Annotated in this window: 18 protein-coding genes; 7 read left to right on the top strand and 11 right to left on the bottom strand. The window is 57.1% G+C overall.

Annotated features, from left to right (window positions below; all coding sequences use genetic code 11):
- Window positions 1-7: 7 nt before the first annotated feature.
- From M8006_RS15940 to tkt, 3 genes are read right to left on the bottom strand one after another with little or no spacing between them, the layout of a single operon-like run.
- The gene (locus tag M8006_RS15940) at window positions 8-724 is read right to left on the bottom strand and encodes an LrgB family protein (RefSeq protein WP_250083916.1); all 717 of its coding nucleotides are present in this window, start codon (window positions 722-724) and stop codon (window positions 8-10) included.
- The gene (locus tag M8006_RS15935) at window positions 714-1,067 is read right to left on the bottom strand and encodes a CidA/LrgA family protein (protein ID WP_250083931.1); all 354 of its coding nucleotides are present in this window, start codon (window positions 1,065-1,067) and stop codon (window positions 714-716) included. The genes M8006_RS15940 and M8006_RS15935 overlap by 11 nt, the downstream gene beginning before the upstream one ends.
- Before the next feature lie 21 nt (window positions 1,068-1,088).
- Entirely contained in the window at window positions 1,089-3,086 is a 1,998-nt protein-coding gene (tkt, locus tag M8006_RS15930) for a transketolase (RefSeq protein ID WP_250083914.1), read from the bottom strand.
- A gap of 242 nt (window positions 3,087-3,328) precedes the next feature.
- Between tkt and metK the strand changes: the two genes are divergently transcribed.
- Entirely contained in the window at window positions 3,329-4,549 is a 1,221-nt protein-coding gene (gene metK / locus M8006_RS15925; RefSeq protein WP_250083911.1) for a methionine adenosyltransferase, read from the top strand.
- A 136-nt stretch (window positions 4,550-4,685) separates the two neighbouring features.
- Window positions 4,686-6,401: an NAD-dependent DNA ligase LigB gene (gene ligB / locus M8006_RS15920; RefSeq protein WP_250083910.1), complete on the top strand. Its 1,716-nt coding sequence runs from the start codon at window positions 4,686-4,688 to the stop codon at window positions 6,399-6,401.
- Window positions 6,402-6,413: 12 nt separating this feature from the next.
- On the opposite strand, the gene M8006_RS15915 is transcribed toward ligB, so the two are convergent.
- Complete coding sequence (locus M8006_RS15915; protein WP_250083908.1) at window positions 6,414-7,352, bottom strand: AEC family transporter; 939 nt, start codon at window positions 7,350-7,352, stop codon at window positions 6,414-6,416.
- A gap of 179 nt (window positions 7,353-7,531) precedes the next feature.
- On the opposite strand from M8006_RS15915, the gene metF reads away from it, so the two are divergent.
- Entirely contained in the window at window positions 7,532-8,371 is an 840-nt protein-coding gene (metF, locus tag M8006_RS15910; protein ID WP_250083906.1) for a methylenetetrahydrofolate reductase [NAD(P)H], read from the top strand.
- 109 nt (window positions 8,372-8,480) lie between these two features.
- On the opposite strand, the gene M8006_RS15905 is transcribed toward metF, so the two are convergent.
- From M8006_RS15905 to prlC, 4 genes are all read right to left on the bottom strand, one after another.
- Window positions 8,481-10,682 (bottom strand): TRAP transporter permease, encoded by a 2,202-nt coding sequence (locus M8006_RS15905; protein WP_250083905.1) that lies wholly within the window; start codon window positions 10,680-10,682, stop codon window positions 8,481-8,483.
- A 91-nt stretch (window positions 10,683-10,773) separates the two neighbouring features.
- Window positions 10,774-11,754 (bottom strand): TAXI family TRAP transporter solute-binding subunit, encoded by a 981-nt coding sequence (locus M8006_RS15900; protein WP_250083903.1) that lies wholly within the window; start codon window positions 11,752-11,754, stop codon window positions 10,774-10,776.
- Between the two features lie 402 nt (window positions 11,755-12,156).
- Window positions 12,157-12,408 (bottom strand): YheV family putative zinc ribbon protein, encoded by a 252-nt coding sequence (locus M8006_RS15895; protein WP_250083902.1) that lies wholly within the window; start codon window positions 12,406-12,408, stop codon window positions 12,157-12,159.
- Window positions 12,409-12,473: 65 nt separating this feature from the next.
- The gene (gene prlC / locus M8006_RS15890) at window positions 12,474-14,522 is read right to left on the bottom strand and encodes an oligopeptidase A (RefSeq protein WP_250083900.1); all 2,049 of its coding nucleotides are present in this window, start codon (window positions 14,520-14,522) and stop codon (window positions 12,474-12,476) included.
- A 195-nt stretch (window positions 14,523-14,717) separates the two neighbouring features.
- On the opposite strand from prlC, the gene M8006_RS15885 reads away from it, so the two are divergent.
- The 3 genes from M8006_RS15885 to M8006_RS15875 all read left to right on the top strand — a co-directional run bounded on the left by M8006_RS15885 (window position 14,718) and on the right by M8006_RS15875 (window position 17,445).
- Window positions 14,718-16,058 (top strand): sodium-dependent transporter, encoded by a 1,341-nt coding sequence (locus M8006_RS15885; RefSeq protein ID WP_250083898.1) that lies wholly within the window; start codon window positions 14,718-14,720, stop codon window positions 16,056-16,058.
- Between the two features lie 29 nt (window positions 16,059-16,087).
- On the top strand, window positions 16,088-16,633 hold the full coding sequence (locus M8006_RS15880) for a gamma carbonic anhydrase family protein (protein ID WP_250083896.1): 546 nt from the start codon (window positions 16,088-16,090) through the stop codon (window positions 16,631-16,633).
- Between the two features lie 140 nt (window positions 16,634-16,773).
- Window positions 16,774-17,445 (top strand): metal-dependent hydrolase, encoded by a 672-nt coding sequence (locus M8006_RS15875; RefSeq protein ID WP_250083894.1) that lies wholly within the window; start codon window positions 16,774-16,776, stop codon window positions 17,443-17,445.
- Here M8006_RS15875 and M8006_RS15870 read toward each other — a convergent pair.
- From M8006_RS15870 to M8006_RS15860, 3 genes are read right to left on the bottom strand one after another with little or no spacing between them, the layout of a single operon-like run.
- On the bottom strand, window positions 17,421-18,803 hold the full coding sequence (locus tag M8006_RS15870) for a sigma-54-dependent transcriptional regulator (protein ID WP_250083892.1): 1,383 nt from the start codon (window positions 18,801-18,803) through the stop codon (window positions 17,421-17,423). The two genes, M8006_RS15875 and M8006_RS15870, sit on opposite strands and share 25 nt — an antisense overlap.
- Window positions 18,796-20,694: a sensor histidine kinase gene (locus tag M8006_RS15865; RefSeq protein ID WP_430886843.1), complete on the bottom strand. Its 1,899-nt coding sequence runs from the start codon at window positions 20,692-20,694 to the stop codon at window positions 18,796-18,798. Before M8006_RS15865 ends, M8006_RS15870 begins: the two co-directional genes overlap by 8 nt.
- Complete coding sequence (locus M8006_RS15860; protein WP_250083887.1) at window positions 20,691-21,461, bottom strand: GntR family transcriptional regulator; 771 nt, start codon at window positions 21,459-21,461, stop codon at window positions 20,691-20,693. The genes M8006_RS15865 and M8006_RS15860 overlap by 4 nt, the downstream gene beginning before the upstream one ends.
- A 313-nt stretch (window positions 21,462-21,774) precedes the next feature.
- Here M8006_RS15860 and lldD point away from each other — a divergent pair, with 313 nt between their 5' ends.
- The gene (lldD, locus tag M8006_RS15855; protein WP_250083885.1) at window positions 21,775-22,926 is read left to right on the top strand and encodes an FMN-dependent L-lactate dehydrogenase LldD; all 1,152 of its coding nucleotides are present in this window, start codon (window positions 21,775-21,777) and stop codon (window positions 22,924-22,926) included.
- The last annotated feature ends 504 nt before the right edge of the window (window positions 22,927-23,430 follow it).

Below are 23,430 nucleotides of genomic sequence, written 5' to 3'. Positions count from 1 at the left end.
CAGGCTGTTATCCGCCGAGCAAGCGCCAGGCCAATGGCAGAAGAATGGCCGTAAAAATGCCGGTCAGGCTCATACCCAGCGACGCGAAAGCGCCAGCAGTGGGCCCGATTTCGAATGCCCTTACCGTGCCGAGCGCGTGGCCGTTGAGGCCGAGCGCAAAACCAATCAAGCGTTCGTCACGAATTTTCATCACCCGCGACACCAGACTGACAAAGGCAATGGCGGCGACACCGGTAATCAGCAGCGCCCCCATTAAAAGCGCCACCGAGCCGCCGAGTTGTTCGGTAATGCCAATGGCGATCGGCGCGGTAACCGATTTAGCTGCCAATGAGGCCATAACGTGATCGGATGCGCCCATCAGCTTTGCGATGCCCACCGCATAAAGCGCCGCAAGACTGGCGCTAATCGGCAAACAAATGGCAAGCGGACACCACAGCTCACGAATTCTTGGCAGCTGTTGATAAAGCGGCATCCCCAGCGCCACCGTGGCGGGGCCGAGTAACACGGAAAGCCAAGTGGCCCCGTTTTGGTAGGCGCTGTAATGAATGCCGCTAATGGCGAGAAAGCCCGCGAGCAGCAGCGCCGCAATCAATATCCCCGGTAGCCAAGGCGGCTGCTTTAAGCGCTGAAAGAGCGCCATACCCAGCAAATAAGCGGCGAGCGTCAAACCAACGGCAAAGAGCGGGGTATCGGTCAGCCGTTCGATCAGCGGCTCACTCAGCATGATGACCTCGCATGAGGCGCTGCATCAGCCATAACGTGGTCACAACACTGAGCAGCGTGCCCAATACCAACCCAACAAGAATCGCTGTCCACTGCCCGGAAAGCTCGCCGACAATAAAGAACACACCCACAACGCCGGGCATAATCAGCATCGCTAACAGGGCAATCAGCGGTTGCGCGGCGGTGGCTACGCTCTCGGGGACACCACCGCGTAGGGCAAGCGTGATGCATAATAAAAGCATCCCAATCACCCCGGAAGAGATCGGTAAAGCAGTGAAATACACCACCACTTCACCGATAAGCCAGAAGCTGATTAGCCACAGAAAACCGCTCAGTGTCGCCATGATCGCTGGCATGTCAATGCGTTAGTGTTGGCTGAGCAGTTCGCTTGCCTGCTTCACCACGTTATCGACGGTAAAGCCAAAGTGCTTGAACAGATCGCCCGCCGGGGCGGATTCGCCGTAGGTGGTCATGCCAATCACGCGACCACCTAAGCCCACGTACTTGTACCAGTAGTCAGCATGGCCCGCTTCGATAGCAATACGCTTGGTGATGTGGCTGGGTAAAACGCGTTCACGGTACTCGGCATCCTGGCCATTGAAGCGGTACGTCGAGGGCATGGATACGACGCGCACGGCGTGCCCGGCGCTTTCCAGTTCGGCGGCAGCGTCCATGGCCAGTGCGACTTCTGACCCCGTGGCGATCAAAATCAGCGCCGGCGTACCGTCGCCGTCTTTAAGCACATAGCCGCCGCGTTGGATATCGGCCAGCTGAGTTTTGCTGCGCGTTTGGTGTGGCAGGTTCTGGCGCGAGAGCACCAGCGCTGACGGGCCGGATTGGCGCTTGAGCGCGGCATCCCAAGAGGCAGCCGTTTCGGCGGCATCGCAAGGGCGCCAAGTACACAAGTTGGGCGTGGTACGCAGGCTGGTAAGCTGCTCAATGGGCTGGTGCGTCGGGCCGTCTTCGCCGAGACCGATAGAGTCATGGGTGAAGACGTAGATAGCCTGTTGCCCCATTAAGGAGGCCATCCGCACGGCGTTGCGCATGTACTCCATAAAGATCAGGAAGGTCGCACCGTATGGCACGAAACCGCCGTGTAGCGCGATGCCGTTCATGATCGCGCCCATGCCAAATTCGCGCACGCCGTAGTGTAGGTAGTTGCCGCTGGCATCGTCTGGGGTGATCGCTTTGGCGCCGTTCCAGAAAGTCAGATTAGACGGGGCAAGGTCGGCGCTACCGCCGAGTAACTCTGGCATTTGCGGGCCAAGTGTATTGAGCGTGGCGAGCGATGCCTTGCGCGAGGCAATGTTCTCGCCTTTCTCTTGCGCCTGTTGCACCAGTACTTCGCTGGAGAGCTCCGTCGGCAGTTGCCCCTTGATGCGGCGCTTGAACTCACGCGCTTCGCTGGGGAAGGCCTCGGCGTAGCGGCTGAAGCGCTCTTCCCAGGCTTGCTGGCGGGTTTTACCCGCGTCGCGTGCATCCCAGGCGGAGTAAATCGGCTCAGGAATATGGAACGGTGCGTGGGTCCAATCGAGTTGCTTGCGCGCGGCGGCGATTTCGTCGTCACCCAGCGGCGCGCCATGCGCATCTTCTTTACCCTGCTTATTAGGGGCGCCAAAGCCGATAATGGTTTTGCAGATGATCAGGCTGGGCTTGTCGCTATTTTGCTTGGCAAGTTCAATCGCCGCCTGAACTTCATCGGGTTGGTGGCCATCGACGTTAGGCACGACATGCCAGCCGTAGGCCTCAAAGCGCTTAGCCGTATCATCAGTAAACCAACCGTCCACCTCGCCGTCGATGGAAATGCCGTTGTCATCGTAGAACGTAATCAGTTTGCCCAGCTGCTGTGTGCCAGCGAACGACGCGACCTCGTGGGAAATACCTTCCATCAGGCAGCCGTCGCCCACAAAACACCATGTGTGATGATCGACGATGGTGTGGCCGGGGCGGTTGAACTGGGCGCCCAGCGTTTTTTCTGCCATCGCCATGCCCACGGCATTGGCTAAGCCCTGACCCAGTGGGCCGGTGGTGGTCTCAATGCCCGGCGCGTAGCCGTATTCCGGGTGCCCTGCGGTGGGCGAGTGGAGTTGGCGGAAGTTGCGCAGCTGCTCAAGGCTTAAATCGTAGCCGCTTAGGTGCAAAAGTGAATAGAGCAGCATCGAGCCATGGCCGTTGGAGAGCACAAAGCGGTCGCGGTCGGGCCATTTGGGGTCTTCAGGGTTATGCTTGAGGTAGTCATTCCACAGCACTTCAGCGATATCTGCCATACCCATGGGCGCGCCAGGGTGGCCAGATTTAGCTTTCTGAACAGCGTCCATGGAAAGGGCACGAATGGCATTGGCCAGCTCAAAACGGGACGGCATGGGGGTGCTCCTCGCCTGCAAACGGAAATATTAAGGGCGCTATTGTCGCTGACTTCGGCAGCGGCGGCAAATTCTACCGCGCTATCGTGGGGGTGGCGTCTGGGAAGCACTGCCAACAGCGTGTAAACTCTGCCTCCCGAAGCGGGTAATCCGCTTCTTTATATTATGTGGGCAGGGCACTCCTGCCGTGATTTCCTGCTGATGCTGTATGCCGCAGCCGTCACCCAGAGGGTCAAGACGCAATGAGCGAATATTCCCTGTTTACCTCCGAGTCCGTTTCCGAAGGCCACCCCGATAAAATCGCCGATCAAATTTCCGATGCGGTGTTGGATGCCATTATCGCTCGCGATAAGCAGGCGCGTGTCGCCTGTGAAACCATGGTCAAAACCGGGGTCGCAATTATCGCCGGTGAAATCAGCACCAACGCCTGGGTGGATCTCGAAACCTTAGTGCGCGAGGTGATTATCGATATCGGCTATACGTCTTCCGACGTGGGCTTTGATGGTGGCACTTGCGGCGTGGTGAACCTGATCGGCAAACAGAGTGTCGATATCGCCCAAGGCGTTGACCGCAGCAAACCAGAAGACCAGGGCGCGGGCGACCAGGGCTTGATGTTTGGCTATGCCACCAACGAAACCGCCTCGATGATGCCAGCGCCGATCCACTACTCGCACCGCTTGGTCGAGCGCCAGGCGGAGCTGCGTAAGCACGGCCTGCTACCGTGGCTGCGTCCGGATGCCAAAAGCCAGGTGACTTTCCGCTACGATGCCAACGGCCAGCCCTGCGGTGTAGACGCTATCGTGCTTTCCACCCAGCACAACCCCGAGATCGATCAGCAAGAGCTACGCGCGATGGTCAAGCATGAAATCATCGACCAGGTGATTCCGGCGGAGTGGCTAGACGATAAAACGCAGTACCACATCAACCCGACCGGCAAGTTCGTGATCGGCGGCCCGGTGGGCGATTGCGGCTTGACCGGGCGCAAAATCATCGTCGATACCTACGGTGGCATGGCCCGCCATGGCGGCGGGGCGTTCTCGGGCAAAGACCCGTCCAAGGTCGACCGCAGCGCCGCGTATGCAGGCCGCTACGTGGCCAAAAACATCGTCGCTGCCGGGCTTGCCGACAAGTGTGAAATTCAGGTGTCGTATGCCATCGGCGTGGCCGAGCCGACCTCGGTATCCATCGACACCTTCGGCACGGGCAAAATCGAAGACGCCCAGATCGTCAAACTGGTGCGCGAGCACTTCGACCTGCGCCCATTTGCCATCACTAAAATGCTCGACCTGCTGCACCCGATGTACCAGCTCACGGCGGCCTACGGCCACTTTGGCCGCGAGCCCTTTGAGCATCGCTACCACTGGGTCAATGATAAAGGCGAAGAACAGGTCGAGACCTTTACCGCCTTCCCCTGGGAAAGGACCGACAAGGCGGACACATTGCGCGAAGCCGCTGCGTTGTAAGCTTTTTCTTAACGCTATGTAAGCAAAAGCGGAAAATGTCAGAAAATGCCCCTTTGGCTTATGCCGGGGGCATTTTTGTTTTCACCGATGTAAGCCGCTGGGCTAGGCTGACAGAAATATTCCAGAGGCGATGACAATGCGAAAGCGGTGCTGGGTGGGAGCTTGGGGTGTCCTGATGCTGTTGATCGTGCTTACCGTTCGGGCAGCACCCGTTCAGTCGGCTCAATGCCCCGGGTGGTCGGAAGACCGGCTAGAGGCCGAAATAGAAGCGCTTGGCGAGCGTGTCGCGCGTTGGGATCGCGCTTATTATGCTTCCCAAGGACATCCAGACGGCGCCTCGCCGGTGGCCGATGAGATTTACGATCAAGCGGTAGCGCGATTAGAGCAGTGGCGCCGCTGTGCCGGGGCGCCGACGCCCCATGTGCCTGAGCGACGCGTGACCTCAAGCCGCGATGCACGCGAGCACCCTATGGCGCAAACCGGGTTAGAAAAACGCGATGAAACCGGCGTAAAGCGCTGGACGAGCCGCCGCGACGATCTTTGGATTCAACCTAAAGTGGACGGCGTGGCAGTCACGCTGCACTACGTTGACGGCGAGCTTAACGCGGCGGTAAGCCGCGGTGATGGAGAACGCGGCCAAGACTGGACCGGACGTGCCCGCGATATCCCCGCCATCCCCAATGAGCTTTCTGAGTCAGTGTCCGCCGTGCTGCAAGGCGAGCTTTACTGGCGCATGGAGTATCATATTCAGGCGAAGCACGCCCATCGTCGCGCGCGCAGCCAGGTGGCGGGCGCGATGGCACAGCATCAACCCGATGAGGCGACCTTAACCCGCATCGGGCTTTTTGTGTGGGGCTGGCCCGACGGGCCGACCCGCATGCCCGAGCGGTTAACGCAATTAACCATGCTCGGGTTTGATACCGCCGATTACACCCATGCGCTGGACGGGCGACGTGATGCGGCTTTCTGGCGCGAGCGCTGGTTTCGTGAGCCGCTGCCGTTTGCCACCGATGGCGTGGTCCTCAAGCAAGGCGAACGCCCCGGTGTTAGGCGCTGGTCAAGCGCGCCGCCCGAGTGGGCATTAGCGTGGAAATATCCCGCCCAGCAGGCGCTGGCGGAAGTGCGTGGCATTGAGTTTCGTGTTGGGCGTACCGGGCGGGTGACGCCGCTGGTGTGGCTCAATCCGGTACAGCTAGAAGGGCGGCGCATCAGCCGCGTCTCGCTAGGGTCGCTTGCGCAGTGGCAAACGCTCGATGTGCATCCTGGCGATCATGTGGCGGTGACACTGGGCGGGCTGACCATTCCGCAGCTGGATACGGTGGTGTGGCCCGCGCAAGCGCGGATGACGCTAACGGTGCCGAGTGCAGATGACTATCACCTGCTGAGCTGCTTTACCTTGGAAACAGAAAAATTCCGTTGTGACAGCCAGCTACTGGCGCGGCTAACACACCTGGGAGAGGCGCTGGGTATGCACGGTGTCGGCGAGGGCACTTGGCGCGCAATGCTCGACGCAGGTGCTGTTACCTCGCTGCTTGACTGGTTATCGCTGGATCACGCCGATCTCACCCGCGTGTCGGGGGTGGGGGAGGCCACCGCGAACCAACTACTAGCGCGCTTTGATGCCGCACGGGAGCAACCGTTTCACGCTTGGTTAGACGCACTGGGCGCGCCACCGGGCAGCGAGCAAGCCAGCAGTGATTGGGCAACACTTTCGGCTTACCGGCGTGAACAGTGGCAAGCGTTGCCGGGTGTTGGGCCGGTGCGGGCTGACGCGCTGATAGCGTTTTTCAGCCACCCGCAGTTGCAGCGCATGGCCCGACAGCTTCAGCAAGCGGGTGTTGCCGGTTTTTAGCTAACGCAATCACTAACCCAGCCCGGTGAGACGCAGCATCAAGCTGAGATAAAGCGGAATCAAAAAGGGCGCCATCAGCGTGGTGACCAGCACGGCTAATGCGCCTTTTTGCGGCGCAATACCCAGTTCCATCGCCACCACGACGACGTTGGCTGCCATAGGCACCACGCCGAGTAGCAAAATCGCCATGGCGAGTTCCGGTGAGAGCGCTACGACGGACTGCAGCAACAAGACAATGGCCAGCGTGGCCAGCGGCCATAGCCCGTAGCGCAGCACCACACAGGCAACCACCAGGCGTGTATCCCAGGCGGCGAGCGTCACCTGACTTAACGTCATGCCAATGATCATCATGCCGAGTAGCGTATAAGTGGCGGGAAATACCTCAAGTGAGGTCATTAACGAGACGGGCAGCGCCACGTCGAGGTGCGAGAGCAAAAGCGCTGCTAAAAAAGCATATAGCAGCGGCAGGCGGGCAATTTTCACAAGGCTCTGGCGTACCGAAAACTGCCCGCGAGCGCTAACGTAGAAGCCCACCGTAAACTCATACAGCGTGATGCCTAAAATGCTGAACAGATAAAGCGTTATGCCTTCGGGCGGCAGCACGATCATTGCCACCGGCAAACCAAAGTAGCCGGTATTGCCCGTGCCCGCGGAAAAGGCCAACAGCGCACCTTCCTGCGCACCAAAGCGTTGATGCGTGAGCCCACGAACGGTGAGTGCAATGGCGCTACTAACGATAAACAGAATCAGGGTGAGGAGCAGATAGTCAGGGGTGGGCCCACCGTCCATTAGCGCGCGAAAGAACGTTAACGGGGCGATCAGGTAGACCAGAAGTGTGGCGATGGGGCGCGGGTCAACGCGCAGCATTTGTGCGGCCAGCCAGCCTAAGCCGACAAAGCCGAGCAGCATCAATAGCGGCCCCATTAATGTATTAGCGGCAAGATTCTCCATGAATTTTTTCCTGGCAGTTTCTGATGCGGTTTCTCTAAGGGGTACCCATCATGAGCTGAATTAACGTTGGCGCGTGGAATCTTTCATTGGCCGCCGCGCTTTCAAACGGCCAAAATAGCGGATAATACAACGCTATTATATTAACTGGTACTTAACCGACTGACCCATGAGGATATTTCATGAGCCGCCAAGAACATCCCCTCGGCATTAGCTTTGAGTTTTTCCCACCCAACACCGACGCAGGCCGGGAAAAACTGATGCACACGCGGGATCAGCTGGCGGCGCGAAAGCCACGCTTTTTCTCTGTGACCTATGGCGCCGGCGGCTCTACCCAAGCACGCACCCGTGAAGTGGTGCGTGAGGTGGGTAAAAGCGGCATTACCACCGCGCCGCACCTATCGTGCATCGGCAGCGAAAAAGCGCAGCTGCGCGACCTGCTGGCTCAGTACCGCGAAGAGGGTATCGATAGCCTAGTGGCGCTGCGCGGTGATATGCCGTCGGGTATGGCGAGTATCGGTGAGCTGCGTTACGCCAACGAGCTGGTCGAGTTTATCCGCGACGAAACCGGCGATTATTTCGAGATTGCGGTGGCCGCTTACCCAGAATCTCATCCACAGGCACCCCATCTCGATAAAGACGTGGAAAACTTCGCACGTAAAATGAAAGCAGGCGCCAACATGGCGATTACGCAGTACTTTTTTACTGCCGATGCCTACTTCCATTTTGCCGATAAAGCGCGTGCCCTTGGCGTGGAACAGCCCATTATCCCGGGGATCATGCCGATTACCAACTATACCAAGCTGGCGCGCTTTTCCGATGCCTGCGGTGCTGAGATTCCCCGCTGGATTCGTAAGCAGCTAGAAAGCTACGGCGACGATAGCGATGCTATCGCTGCGTTTGGTACGGAAGTGGTCAGCCGTCTGTGTCAGCGGCTATTGGAAGGGGGCGCACCGGGGCTGCATTTCTATACGCTTAATCAGGCCGCACCGGTACTCAAAATCGTCGATAATCTTGGCTAACTCTCTCGCCGCCACGGCATAACATCAGATATAAAGAAACCCCGTCTCAGCGAATGAGCGCGGGGTCTCTTGTGCCGTGCTATAGGCCAAGCGTGTTAACGACTAAGCATCAGCTAGACGTTGCCGCTGCCGGGCCGTTGCCGTAAAGCTTACGTTGCATAATAAACAGAACGGCACCAATCACCAGGCCAGCGATATCGGAATAAATGCCGCCGTAAATCATAAACAGTGCGCCTACCAGCATTACCACGCGCTGCAGCGTATTTACCGGGCCGAAGAACCACTTCTGCACCATCCCCGAGAGCAACACAATGCCTAGCGTCGCGGTAACGCCTACTCGGAGTATTTGCATGGCGGAGCCTTCCATCAGCATCGCCGGGCTATAGAAAAACATGAATGGCACGATAAACGCGGCCAAGCCGATTTTGAATGAGGCGACCGACGTCCCCATGGGATTATCACCGGAGATACCTGCCGCCGCGTAGGAGGCTAAGGCAACGGGCGGGGTAATCGCCGAGACCACCGCAAAGTAGAACACGAAAAAGTGGGCAACCAGTGGCTCAATGCCGATGTTGATCAAACCCGGTGCCACGACCGAGGCGGCAACGGCATAAGCGGCCGTCGTCGGCATGCCCATGCCCAGCATGATGCTGATCAACATGGCGAAGAATAGAGCGAGTAGCTGGCTGACGCCCGCCAAGCCTAGCAGCAGCGAAGAGAAGCGTGCGCCCACCCCGGTCAACGAAATAACCCCGACGATCAAACCGGCACAGGCACACACCGCGATAATTTGAATCGACATGGTACCCGCTAGCTGCAGGGCTCTTAAAATGGCGCGAATGCCCATTTTGTTCGGCGAAATCCAGCTGACAACCGCCGCTGACGCGGTGGCCAGTGTCCCTGCGCGGATGACCGAGTAGCCCATAAACAGCGCAACGATCAAAATGATAATCGGCGCGAATAGATAGACCTGTTTCACTAGTTTGGAAAACTGCGGAATCTCGTCATCGCGCATGCCACGCATGCCTTTGCGTGCGGCTTCAAAATCAACCATGAAGTAAACGGAGGCAAAGTAAAGAATCGCCGGAATGATGGCGGCAATGGCAATCTCGGTATATGGGATACCCGTGACTTCCGCCATAATGAAGGCACCCGCGCCCATAATCGGTGGCATGATTTGCCCGCCGGTCGAGGCGGCCGCTTCAATGGCCCCGGCACTGCGCGCGGGGTAGCCAACCTTTTTCATCAGCGGGATCGTCAGCGAGCCAGTGGATACCACATTACCAGCGGAGGTGCCGTTGATCATGCCCATCAGGCCGGAAGCGAAGATAGATACTTTCGCCGGGCCGCCACGCGCACGACCAGCGGCGGCAAAGGCAAAGTTGACGAAATAGTCGCCCACTTTCGACGCCTGCAGAAAGGCGGCGAAAATAATGAACAGGATAATATACGTCGATGATACGGCGGTAGTTGGGCCGAGTATGCCGGTATCGGTGTACACCTGGCTAAAGAAACGCTGCACCGACAGGCCGGGGTAGCCCAAAAAGCCGGGTAAATAGGGACCGGCAAAAACGTAGGTGAGAAAGACTGCCGAAATCACTACTAACGCTAACCCGGCCACTCGGCGGGTCAACTCGAGGATCAACATGGAGCCAGCAATCGCCGCCCAGGAAATACCGGATGGGGCGAAGGACGTACCGGTCGACATGCGAATATTGGTGTTAAAGGCCACCAGTAAATAGCCAGCACTGGCGATCGCACAAACCATGAGGACCAAGTCGGCAGGGTTAAAACGATGGCGCGCTTGACGATAAAACCATGACAGCACAACCGCCACGGCCGTCGTCGCCATGAGCGGATAACCGTAATGCCAGTTCTCGATGCTTGGGTCGATGCGCATGGCACTGCCGCTGAGCGTTTGGTGCATTAAGAACACTTGCGCCAGTGTATAGGCAGCGGGAACCAGCAGTGCGTAACTCGCCCACTTCAGCCAAGCACCTGACGCGTGACGATCATCTTCGGCGAAACGAGCCCCTGCAAATAACCCATAACCGAGAATCAGCGCACCGGCAATATGCACGATACGAAACGACCAAGTTTCCATGGGATACACGTTGAGTGAAATCAGGTGAAAACTTGAGTAAGCAATGGCGAGCACGGCAAATAAGATAAACTGCCAGCCGGTAAAAAGGCGGCGGTTGGATTCAACAATCTCTTCATCGACGCCTTCGGCGAGTATCTCCGAGGCGGGTGAAGTAGCCTGGGCATCATCCTTGAGACCGTGGGATTCTTGGTCGGTTTTGTGACTCATTAGAGTTCACCCTCACAGCAAACAAAGGGGCATCAGCAAAAACTGCCCCGCCCAACCAGGGTTGGGCGGGGCGCACGATAATGAAAAAGCCTTACTTGATTAATGCTTCATCAATTTCGTAGCCGTTCTCTTCGTACCAACGTGCAGCACCTGGATGGAAAGGTAGCACGGTGTTGTGCTTGATGTTTTCCGGAATGGTGGTGGCCGCACTGCGGTGAACCGACATCATGCGATCGTTGTTTTCCATGGTGGCTTTGGTGGCTTCGTAAACAAAGTCTTCCGGCAGGTCACAGCCGGCAATCGCAAAGTTCCACATAGAAACGGCGCGGGCATCTTCTTCCAGCGTTTGGTACGTACTAGCAGGAATCATGAACTCAGCCACCGGGAAGTTCTCAAGCACGGTGTGCACTTCTTCTTCGGTGAACTCAATGATGTTCACGTCGGTTTGCACTTCGAGCTGGCTAACCGCAGGAATCGGGATACCGGCAGCGAAAGCGATAACGTCGATCAGACCGTCTTGCAGCTGCCCGCCGAGGTCGGACCAGCCACCGTTGCGGCGATCAAAGTTAACGCCCAAGGTTTCCAGCATGGCCGGGAAGTAGGTGTCGGATGTTGAGGCTGAGGGGCCAAAGCCAATGCGAGCGCCGTCGGGAATGTCCGAAATCGACTCAATGCCCGAGCCTTCCAGGGCCGTAATTGAGAACGGTGTCTCGTACATCGGGAACATGGCGCATACGTTGTCCATTTTTAAGCCCGGCGCGAGAGGGCTTTCGCCATTCACTGCGTCAGCCGCAGGACCCATAGTGGTGAGGCCAAAGGCAGCGTTGCCTTCGTGAACCAGTGCCAGGTTTTGCGTCGGGCCGCCGGTCACTTCGCCACCGCCTGATACGTCTAGCTCGTCGGCGATAAAGTTGGCCCAGCCGGAACCATAAACAAAGTAAGTGCCACCTTGGCTGGCGGTGCCGACAGTGAAGTTATCCGGCCACTCAGAGCGGTCTGCTTGAACACTACCGGCGGCAAGCAGCGCGCCACTGGCGAGCAGTAGCGCTGATTTAGACATCATATTGCGCATGGCGATTTTCCCTTAATGCTATTATTGAGTGTTTGTACGCGTCGAGAATCGCTTGGCGATCTCACTAAGCGTAGTCGTTATAGCGATCACCGTGCCATGTTTATTCTTAACGTTTAAAATCAGTCATCTATGGGGTTATTATTAAACTTTGGTCTATTTGAATTTTTCGCAAAGTGTCCGGGTTCTCGCACATAGAGACTGCGCTTTTGTGCGGTTTTTCACACAGGTTTAGCGGTTGGTCGCGGGGAATAGAGTCAGTGCTAGTTATTAAGTATTAAGCACTAAGGGAAAGGCAGCGATGACGAAAAAGTAACCGCTTCACGATCACTCGGCGTCAGCGCATAATTCTCCTTGGCGTTGGGCTGTCAGGCTAGCATTATGAAAATACCCTTTTATCGCAGCTTATTTGTTAGAACGGCCAGGGTCGAGAATACGCACCGGTTGCACATCCTGCTGTTTTTGCTCGTTGCGTACTTGGTTAACGCGGGTTTCAATTTCGGCGGCTGATTCATCTTCGATGGGCAGCTGCTCAAAGAAGTCGCAGCTAACGCATTCACGGTAGCGGATGCCGTTTTGCTCCCAGGCGCGAATGCGGTCCATCGCGGCGCATCTTGGGCAGGTGACGCCGGCAATAAAGCGTTTCACAGATGACATACTCGGCTCCTCGCGCGGCAGTTAAGCGCCGCGCGGTGGGTTAGGTGAGAGGTAAAACCATAAAACTAGGCAGCACGGATGCCGCTATGGCGTAAAAGCGGTTCGACGCGGGGTTCGCGACCGCGGAAGTCGTGGAAAAGCTCGGCCGCATCGCGAGCGCCGCCTTGCTCAAGAATTTGGGTACGAAAGCGCTGGCCGGTTTCTGGGTCGAAAATCCCAGCTTCCTCGAAGGCACTCCACGCATCGGCAGAAAGCACTTCGGCCCATTTGTAGCTGTAGTAACCCGCCGCATAGCCCCCGGCAAAAATGTGCCCAAAGCCGTTTTGGAAGCGGTTGAACGCCACTTTCGGTACGACGGAAACGTGTTCGCGTACGTCATCAAGCAGGGCTTGAATATCGGCCGCGCTCGGCGCGTTAAGCTCATGGTGAAGGCGCAGGTCAAACAGCGAGAATTCAATCTGGCGCACCATGCCCATGGCGGATTGGAAATTTTTCGCCGCCTGCAGGCGCTCGAGTAGCTCAGCGGGCAGCGGCTCGCCCGTGTCGACGTGCTTCGCCAGCAGGTCGAGCCCTTCGCGCTCCCAGCAGTAGTTCTCCATGAATTGGCTGGGGAGCTCCACGGCATCCCAGGCGACGCCGTTGATGCCGGAGATGTCAGCGATATTCTGCTGGGTCAGCATGTGGTGTAGGCCGTGGCCGAACTCGTGGAATAGCGTAGTGACTTCGTCGTGAGTCAAAAGCGCCGGCTTGTCGTTGACCGGCGGCGTGAAATTGCAGGTAAGAAAGGCCACCGGTAGCTGTAGGCCGTTGTGTGTCTGGCGGCGCACACGGCAATCCGCCATCCAAGCTCCACCGCGCTTGCCTTCGCGGGCGTATAGGTCAAGGTAGAACCCGGCAATCGGCGCGCCGTTTTCTGTGATGCAGAAGTAGCGCACGTCGTCGTGGTAGCGCGGCACGCCGTTGTCTTCCTCAAAGCACACGCCGTAAAGGCGCTCAACGACTTGAAATAGCCCATCGACAACCTGGGGCGCTGGGAAGTAGGGGCGTAGCTGCTCTTGAGAAATCGCATGGCGCGCTTCGCGCAGCTTCTCGCTGGCGTAGGCGACATCCCAGGGCTCAAGCGTTTCAAGGTCTAGCGCGTCACGGGCAAAGGCGGCAAGCTCGGCAAACTCCTCTTTCGCCTGCGGCACGGCGCGGCGAGCGAGGTCGTTGAGAAAATCAAGCACCTGCGCCGGGGAATCGGCCATTTTGGTTGTCAGTGAGTAGTCGGCGTATGTGTCAAAACTAAGAAGTGTCGCGAGCTCTTGGCGCAGCGCTAAGAGCTCTTCCATGATCTGAGCGTTATCAAATTCGCCTGCATTCGGGCCTTGGTCGGAGGCACGGGTGACAAACGCCGTGTAGACCTCGCGGCGCAGGTCGCGGTTGTCGGCGTAGCTTACCACCGGAAAGAAACTTGGGAAGTCGAGCGTGATGCGGTAGCCGTCGAGGCTTTTGGCGTCAGCGGTGGCTTTCAGGGTGTCGAGCGCGCTTTCGGGCACACCGGCGAGCAGGTCTGCGTCCTGAATGTCTTTGTGCCACGCTTGGGTGGCGTCAAGCACGTTATTAGAGAACTGGTTGGACAGGCTCGATAAGCGCGATTGAATCTCGCCGTAGCGGGCTTTCTTCTCGGCGGGAAGATCGACACCAGCCAAGCGGAAATCGCGCAGGGTGTTTTCTACCGCGCGGCGCTGTTGTGCATCGAGCGACTGCCAGGTAGCGCCGTCTTTTAGCGCCTGCCACGCGGTAAAGAGCCCTTCGTGCTGACTCACCCAAGTGCTGAATTCTGACAACTTACCAATGCAGGCCTCGTACGCCTCGCGCATTTCGGGCGTATTCATGGTGCCGTTTAGGTGCGAAATCGGCGACCAGACGTTCGAGAGACGGTCGTTGATCGCTTCCAGCGGGGCGGCGAAGTTTTCCCACGTGGGCGTGGTGGATTGCGCCTTTTGAGCGAGCGCATTGATCTCCTCACAGCTCTCGTCAAGGAGCATTTCAATGGCAGGCACCACATGGTCGGCACGAATCTCGTCAAACGGCGGTAACGCGTGCACTTCAAGCAGGGGGTTGTGGGACATAGCAGCCTCGGTTGGAAAAACATGTGATGTGATGAGTTATAGAATGTGGGCGCGAAGGCGTGGTTTCAATCCTCACGGCGTTACGCAAGATTGGCGTGAGGGCGAGCGCCTGCTAGGCTTGCTGGCTTTGTCAGGTAATGCAGCCGCGGTTTTTTGCCGCCAACGTGTCATTTTCTTAAGCAAACGGGACAGGCAATGAGCGAGACGCTAGAGCGCTGGGGATCAAAGCGGGCCTTCATTTTAGCCGTGACAGGCGCGGCGGTGGGGCTAGGTAATATCTGGCGCTTCCCTTATGTGGCGGGCGAGAACGGCGGCGCGGCGTTTTTGCTGATTTATGTCGCCTTTGTGCTACTGCTGGGCTTGCCGGTGATGATGGCGGAAATTCTTATCGGTCGTGCCGGACGGCGCGGGCCAATGCAGGCGTTGGGCGTGCTGGCGGCCGACGCTGGGGCGTCGCGACATTGGCGTTGGCTGGGGTTGTTTGGCGCGTTCACGGTGTTCTGTATCTTGTCGTTCTACTCGGTGGTGTCGGGCTGGTCGATCGAGTTTCTGGTGGCGTCTATCAACGGTAACTTCCAGGGAGCCTCGGCGGCGGAAATTGGCGCCGGTTTCAACGCGTTTTTGGCTAATCCAGGGCTTTTAGTGTTTAACCATACATTGTTTCTATTTATGACCATGTCGGTGGTGGCTGCCGGTGTGGCCAAAGGGCTGGAGCGGCTCAATAATCTACTGATGCCGTTGCTTTATCTGCTGCTTTTGCTGCTGGCGGGCTACGCCACCACGACTCAGGGGTTTGGCGCGGCGCTGGCGTGGTTGTTTCTGCCAGAGTTTGGCGCCGTCACTCCCAGTGTCGTGCTGCACGCGATGGGGCATGCCTTCTTCACCTTGGCCGTCGGGGCGTGTGCGCTTATGGCGTACGGCGCGTATATGCCGGATGACCAAAGCCTGCCCAAAGCCGCTGGTGCCGTGGCCATTCTCGATATTAGCGTGGCGCTGCTTGCTGGCATCGCGATTTTTTCCGTGGTGTTTGCCCAAGGAATGGATCCCGCTGACGGCCCGGGGCTGATGTTTGTGACCCTGCCGATTGCGTTTTCGCAGTTGCCGGGTGGCTCGCTGTGGTTAAGCGTGTTCTTTTTATTGTTGTTGCTCGCCACCTGGACGTCAGCGATCAATCTGGCCGAACCGATGGTTGCCACGCTTCAAGGGATGGGGTTGCGCCGCAGTCTCGCGACGGCAGTGGTGGCGCTGAGTGTGTGGCTATTGGGGCTACTTTCGGCGTTCTCCTTCTCGTTTATGGCGGACTTCCGCCCGCTGTTTGGGCGTAATATGTTTGAGCTGGTCAGTAGTATTCCGCCGGATATTTTCCTGCCGATAGGGGGGCTTTTGATCGCGATATTTGCCGCCTGGGTGATGCCGCGTGCGACTGTTATGCGGGCATTAGGAACGAGTCAACGCCACTTTTACCTATGGCAGAATATAGTGCGTTGGGTTGCCATTCCGTTGACCTGTATCGTGTTACTAAGCGCGCTGGTGTAAAACGCACAGAGTCGTAAGAGGAGAGAACAATGAGTACAGTATTACGCCCTTACCAAGGCCAAACGCCAACGCTGGGTGAGCGGGTTTATATCGACCCGGCAAGCGTCGTGATTGGCGATGTGATATTTGGTGATGATTGCTCGGTGTGGCCGATGACGGTGATTCGTGGCGATATGCACCGTATTCGCATTGGCGCGCGCGTTAGCGTACAAGATGGCAGCGTGCTGCATATTACCCACGCCAGCGACTACAATCCCGATGGCTTTCCGCTGACCGTGGGCGATGATGTCACCATTGGCCACAAGGCAATTCTGCATGGCGCCACCTTGGGTAACCGCATCTTGGTCGGCATGGGGGCGATTGTGATGGACGGCGCGGTGGTGGACGATGACGTCATCATCGCCGCAGGCGCGGTGGTGACGCCGGGCAAGCATCTTGAAAGCGGCCATGTGTACGCTGGCAACCCGGCGAAGGCGCTGCGCGCCCTCAAAGAAAAAGAATACACGTTCTTCTCCTACACGGCAGGTAACTACGTCAAATTGAAAGACCGCTTTCTTGCTGAGGCATCAGTATAATCCACGCATTGGGGGCCGTTCGCCTAACGTCACAGACGGGCGGCCTGTTTTCTTTTGATTTTTCTGCGTTATTTAAGCGTTAGTTATGTTGCGGTGAGGCGAAATCTGGTAATTTATCCAGTTTTCTAGGGTGCCGCGACATGGCTAACTTTCGCACGCATATCACCGTCGCGACGGCGGGTGGCATTCTGGTGGCGTACGTCGGCTGGCAGGCGCAGTGGTGGCCTTCATCCCAGGCCATTTTGGTCTGTGCGCTCACTGCGTTTGGCGGTATTCTGCCGGATATTGACGCTGACCGCTCGCGTTCCATTCGGTTAATTTTCAACCTGCTTTCTGTCCCGGCGTTGGTGCTCGGTGTGCTGCTGCTGCAGACGTGGCTCACGCCGGGTATGTTGTTAGTGGTGTGTGGCGGTATCTATTTTAGCGTGCGCTATTTATTGGGTGTGGTGTTTTCTCGGCTCACCGTGCATCGCGGCATTTGGCATTCGCTTTTGGCCGGTTTTCTGTGCGCGATGCTGACGGCGGCATTGAGTTTTCAGCTGCTGGCGCAGTCGGCGTGGCTGGCTTGGTCTCACGGTATCGCGGTCTGGGTAGGGTTTGGCATTCACTTGCTGCTCGATGAACTTTACAGCGTCGACCTTGAAGGGGCGCGGCTCAAACGCTCTTTCGGCACGGCGTTAAAACTTACCGATGGCCGCCGCCCGATGTCGAGTCTGTTGATGCTGATCGCGACCTTGACGCTGATTCCGTGGCTGCCGCCGTGGGCGGCGCTGGGTGAGCTTTTGCATCAGGGCTCGCTATTGTGGCGGTAATCCTCCGCGCGCAGGCCATGCTTTTTGAGTTTGTCGTAGAGCGTTTTGCGCGGAATGCCGAGGTGCTCACACACCGTCGTAGCACGTCCGTGATGGCGGGCAAGCGACAGGCTGATTAGGCTTTTTTCAAACAGCTCGACCTGGTGCGGTAGCGAGGAGGCTTGCGTGTCGGCATTTTCCCCTTCTAGTAGCTCATCCAAACGGTAGTCGAACGCGGCTCCGAGCAGCACGTAGCGCTCGGCAAGGTTGCGTAATTCGCGCACGTTGCCCGGCCAATCGTGGGCCAGCAGGGTGGCCACGGCCTGGCTATCCAGTGGCGGCGCTTCAAGCCCACTGCGGTTGGCCGCCACGACGGCAAAGTGCTGAAAAAGCAGTGGAATATCTTCACGCCGCTCGCGTAGGGCTGGCAGGGGCAGCGTGACCACGTTGAGGCGATAGTAAAGGTCCTCGCGAAAGCGACCGCTTTCTGCTGCGGCTTTTAGGTCTACCTTGGTCGCGGCGATAACACGAATGTTCAGCGGGATAACGTTGTTGGCGCCCAAGCGCTCAATGGCGCGTTCTTGCAGTACGCGCAGCAGCTTGACCTGAAGCGCTAGCGGCATTGACTCAATTTCGTCGAGAAATACGGTGCCGCCATTGGCATGCTCGAACTTGCCGATGCGCCGCTCTACCGCGCCGGTGAAAGCGCCTTTTTCATGGCCGAATAGCTCCGACTCGATAGTGTTTTCGGGCACTGCCCCGCAGTTGATCGCCATAAAGGGGTGATTGCGCCGCGCGCTGCGTTCGTGAATCGCCCGGGCGACGAGGTCTTTGCCGGTGCCGGTTTCGCCAAATAGCAGCACGTCAGCTTCTACCTGACTGATGCGTTGGATCATCGCTGCCAAGCGGGATACAACGTCGGTGCGCCCGACGAGCCGCGGGCCGAGAGCCGCCTGCTGCGCCTCAAGTTCGGCTTTTAAGCGGTGGTTTTCCAAGCTGAGCTGGCGCTTTTCAATCCCGCGGCGCACCACATCAAGCAGTTGATCCCCGGCAAAGGGTTTTTCCAGAAAATCCCAGGCACCGGCGCGCATCGCCTCCACGGCGGTGGAAATATCGCCGTGACCGGTAATCAAAATAACCGGTAGCGTCGGGTCGCGCTCATGCAGGGTGCGCAAAAGCGTCATGCCGTCCATGCCGGGCATGCGGATATCGCTGACGACCACACCAGGGAAATTAGGCGTTAGCGCTTCAAGCGCCTGTTCGGCGGATTCAAAACAGTGCGGCGTGTAGCCTTCGAGCTCCAGCGTTTGGCTTGCGGTGATGCGCAGGTGCGGCTCATCGTCGATCACCATGACCGGTAGCGTCGACGGTTCATGCATGAGAGGGTTTCTCCAAAGCGGTATAGGGAGCGTCGGCAAGCGGTAGCGTGAGGCTAAATTCGGCGCCACCTTCATCGCGGTTGTAGGCGTAAAGCTTGCCGCCAAGGTCTTCCATGATACGCGATGAGATTGAAAGGCCCAGCCCTAAACCGCTGCCGGGTGCCTTGGTGGTAAAAAATGGCTCGAAGATCTGGTCGAAATGCGCTTCATCAATGCCAGACCCGTTATCGACAATGTGAATAGAGGCGTGGCAAGCATCGGTTTTGACCATGACCATAAGAGTCGGTATGGGGGTTTCTTTCATCGCTTGAAGCGCATTGCTGATAAGGTTCACGATAACTTGTTCTAAGCGTACAAGATCACCCTTGACCCACAAGGTTTCGCGGGGGATATGCTGTTCTACGCTAATTTGGTCGGCCCGTAGGCGGCTATGAAAGAGCCTAAGTGCATACTCAACGCAGGACTGCACCGAAATGGTTTCTTGGTGCTCGCTGCTTTTGCGCGAGAACTGGCGTAGCTGGGCGCTGATTTCTGCCATGCGATCGGTGAGTTCAATGATTTGGGCGAGATTGGCGTCGGCTTGGTCCACGCGCGAGAGTTCAATAAAGCGGCGGGCGTTTTCCCCATAAGCGCGAATCGCGGCGAGCGGCTGGTTGAGCTCGTGGTTGATGCCTGCGGCGAGCTGGCCGAGCACGGCGAGTTTTGCGGCTTGAATCAACTCGTCTTGGGTTTGCCGCAGGCTAGCCTCAGCGCGACGGCGCTCTTCGATTTCGGCCGATAAGCGTTGGTTGCTGGCGACTAAGTCGCGGGTGCGCCGTCCCACGCTTATTTCCAGCTCATCGCGTACGCGCGCAAGCGTCTGGCGTTCACGTTCGGCGAAGGTTTCGCGCTCGCGACGCAGGCGCAGGCGCTGCCAGCCGATCCCGCCACCGAGCGCGACGACGCCGTAAAGCCCCCCCGCCATCAAGGCCGTCATCCACTGCGCGCTGACGACCGAATCAATCGGCTTAAGAATGTGCATCTCCCACTCAAACTCAGGTAGTTGGCGCGTTAAGCTCAAGTAACGATGATCGCTAAGCGGCCCGTTATCGAAACTGACCAGCTGAGTGCCCGACGCGTATTGCGCTTCCATTTGGATATCTGATGCTTCTAGCGGTTCAGCGGCGTAGCGGCGGGTTTCGCGCAGAACCTCGCGCTGCTCATCGGAGAGTGGGTGGAGCGCATTCATACGCAGTTCAGGTTCGCTCGCCAGAAAGATGATGCCGTCTGTGTCGGTGACAAATAGCGTGGCGTTCTGTTCCGCCCAGTTATCTTCCACATCGTTTAGCAGTACCTTCACCACCATGACGCCATCTGGGCGGGCGTCGGGCGAAGTCGTGTCTAGCCATACCGGGGCGGAAAAATAGTAGCCGCGCTCTTGTGACTGCACGCCCAGCCCGTGAAAGCGCCCTTGGCGGCCAGCAATGGCTTCAGTGTAGTAGCTACGAAACGCGTAGTTTTGACCAATAAAGGTGTTGGCTCGGTGCCAATTGCTCGCGGCGAGCGTGGTGCCCTCGCGATCCAGCAGGTAGACGTCCGACACGCCAGCAGTAAAGCGGAAACGGTCGAGCAGCAGGTTGAGCGGCATCACGTTTTGGCGTTCGGGGGAGGCAAGAAAACGCTGAACGCCCTCGCGAGTGGCGAGCATTTGCGGCAAATAATCGTAGCGCAGCAAGTAGCCGTTTAGGTTGGCAGTAGAGAGGCGAAGCTCATTTTCGGCATCCTCTTGAAGGTTTGTTAGCGCTTGCTCTCGCGCGAACAGCGCGGCTTGCCACATCATTACAAGTAATCCTAACGCGGCAATGAACCAGCTAACGTGTCGCCACTGCTTTAACGCTTTCTTTTGTATCATGCTGGTGAAGAAACACTTTGGGAGCGACGTAGGGCACGTTGGGCACGGGTCTCGGCGCGCGCCATTTCGAGTAAGCCTTCTTCGACAAAGACGAGATGTTCGTGGGCGCGGGTGCGGGCATCTTCGGCGCGGCCGTCTAAAATGGCATCCAATAACGCGCGGTGCTGCTTCATCAACAGGCTGCGCGAGCCGGGCTTCGCGAACAAGTGCGCGAGGTTATCGACAATGCTTTGTTCCAGTAGATGAAAAATCCCCCGAATGGTATGCAGCAGCAAGACATTATGGGCGGCTTCGGCAATGGCGAGGTGAAAAGCAGCGTCTAGCTTGGCTTCCTGGGCGGGGTCGGCACCGGCAAAGCCGCCATCCAGCTCTTCAAAGCGTTGGATCAGCACGGCTTTGTCAGCGGGCGTGGAGCGCAGCGCCGCATAGTAGGCGGAAATACCCTCCATCGCATCGCGAAATTCCAAGAGATCAAGGTGAAACTCTTTATGTCGCGAGAGCATTTCCAGCAGCGGGTCGGTGTAACCGCTATTGAGCGTGTCGTTGACGAACGTGCCTCCCCCTTGACGGCTGCTTAGAAGCCCGCGCGCGGCCAGTTTTTGAATGGCTTCGCGTAGTGAGGGGCGAGAGACGCCAAAACGCTCGGCCAGCTCGCGTTCCGGCGGTAAGCGCTGCCCCGGCTTTAGGCTGCCTTCTAAAATCATGGCCTCTAGACGTTCGGTAATGACATCGGCTAAGCGAGGTTGGCGAAGCGGCGGGTAAGTCATAAGAAGCTCCTTAATTGGTAAGACCAATATTAAGCAATTTTTAAAACACCTTCAACTCGCCTAAATAGCGTGATCTGTGTCATTGGCTGTTAGTCATAAAACTAAAGTATAGGTTTAAAGTGCGTTAAGAATTGCGGGTAAATTTGACAGCACTTTTTCTTCTACTTAGTGTGAGTGTTGTTCTTTTTGTTAATTGGTTTTACCAATTTTGGGTTTCTTAAACCTTGGGCGGTGTCGTGAGGTTGTCGGCGTATAACGCTGCTTCTTAGGTGAGTGCCCCCATATACAGCGTCTCCATTGCATAGGGCTTGCCATGATCATTTCAGCCTCTACGGACTACCGCCAAGCTGCCAAGCGCCGTATCCCTCCTTTTCTGTTTCACTACGCCGATGGAGGGTCTTACGCGGAGCATACGCTGCGGCGAAATGTTGATGATCTCGCGGGCGTCGCGCTGCGTCAGCGAGTGCTAAAAGATATGTCATCGTTATCATTAGAGACCGAGCTATTTGGCGAAAAGCTGGCGATGCCTATCGCCCTAGCGCCGGTGGGGCTAACGGGTATGTATGCTAGGCGTGGCGAAGTGCAGGCAGCACGGGCAGCGACGAAGAAAGGCATACCGTTTATGCTCTCGACGGTATCTGTATGCCCTATTGCTGAAGTGGCAGCAGCGATTGATCGACCCATCTGGTTTCAGCTGTATGTGCTCAAGGATCGAGGTTTTATGAAGCATGTTTTGGAGCGAGCCAAAGCCGCTGGGGTTAAAACATTGGTCTTTACTGTCGATATGCCTGTACCCGGTGCGCGCTATCGCGACGCTCACTCAGGCATGAGCGGCAAGCATGGGCCGATGCGGCGTATGCTCCAGGCTGCGATGCATCCTCTTTGGGCTTGGGATGTAGGTATCCATGGTCGCCCCCATGATCTGGGGAATGTGTCTGATTATCGCGGTCAGCCGACAGAGCTTGAGGACTATATTGCCTGGCTGGGTGATAACTTTGATCCGTCTATTTCTTGGCAAGATTTGGAGTGGATTCGAGAGTTCTGGGACGGTCCGATGATTATTAAAGGGATACTCGATGCCGAAGATGCTCGTGATGCGGTTCGCTTTGGTGCCGATGGCATTGTTGTTTCCAATCACGGTGGTCGTCAGCTGGATGGTGTTCCCTCTACGGCGCATGCTTTGCCTGCTATTGCGGACGCGGTAAAAGGGGATTTAACCATTTTGGCGGACTCCGGTGTACGCAACGGGCTTGATGTCGTAAGAATGATTGCCATGGGGGCCGATACGGCATTGATTGGGCGTGCCTTTATCTACGCGCTTTCGACGGCTGGAGAGGTAGGCGTTGCTCACCTGCTTGAACTTTTCGAAAAAGAGATGAAAGTGGCGATGACGCTCACGGGTGCGCGAACAGTCGCTGATATTAATTCGGATTCGCTTGTGTCGAATTCACTGCGCGATATCTAGCCTGTCGTGAAGAGGTTTTTTAGTAAGTGGCGTTATTGTTTCATTTGAATTCACTGGAAAAGTGACTGAAAGTAAATTTTATGCCACAACCCCTTGCCAACCCGTCATTGAACCCGTAGAGTACGCATCCGCTGCCGGGGACGCACAGCGTTACCAGCGGTGATTGAGGTGTAAAAACCTTGGTTTGTCAGAAGGTTAGGGGGTTGATTGAGTTGTTAGTTTGTATCAATCGCTCGACTGTTTCCTTCACGCGTTTATCGCCATCTTAGCGAAAAGCGAGTTGACAAACACCACGGAATGCGTAAAATACGCTTTCCTCGCTGAGGCAAGCCATTCAGGTTATCGAATGACTTCCTTCAACGACATGCTCTTTAATGATGTGATCAGGTAATTCATGTGGGCGCTTGCCGATGAGGGTGATAAATCACCGATTATCAAGGCAAGCGACTCGACCAAGGTCTTCGGATCTTGAGAGAACGTTTGAAAACCTTGAGCCAAGTTTGA

The organism is Halomonas llamarensis (genome assembly GCF_023555005.1).
GTDB classification, from domain to species: domain Bacteria; phylum Pseudomonadota; class Gammaproteobacteria; order Pseudomonadales; family Halomonadaceae; genus Vreelandella; species Vreelandella llamarensis.
Note: the sequence above shows the minus strand (reverse complement) of the source record. Positions and strands in the feature narration are given on the sequence as shown.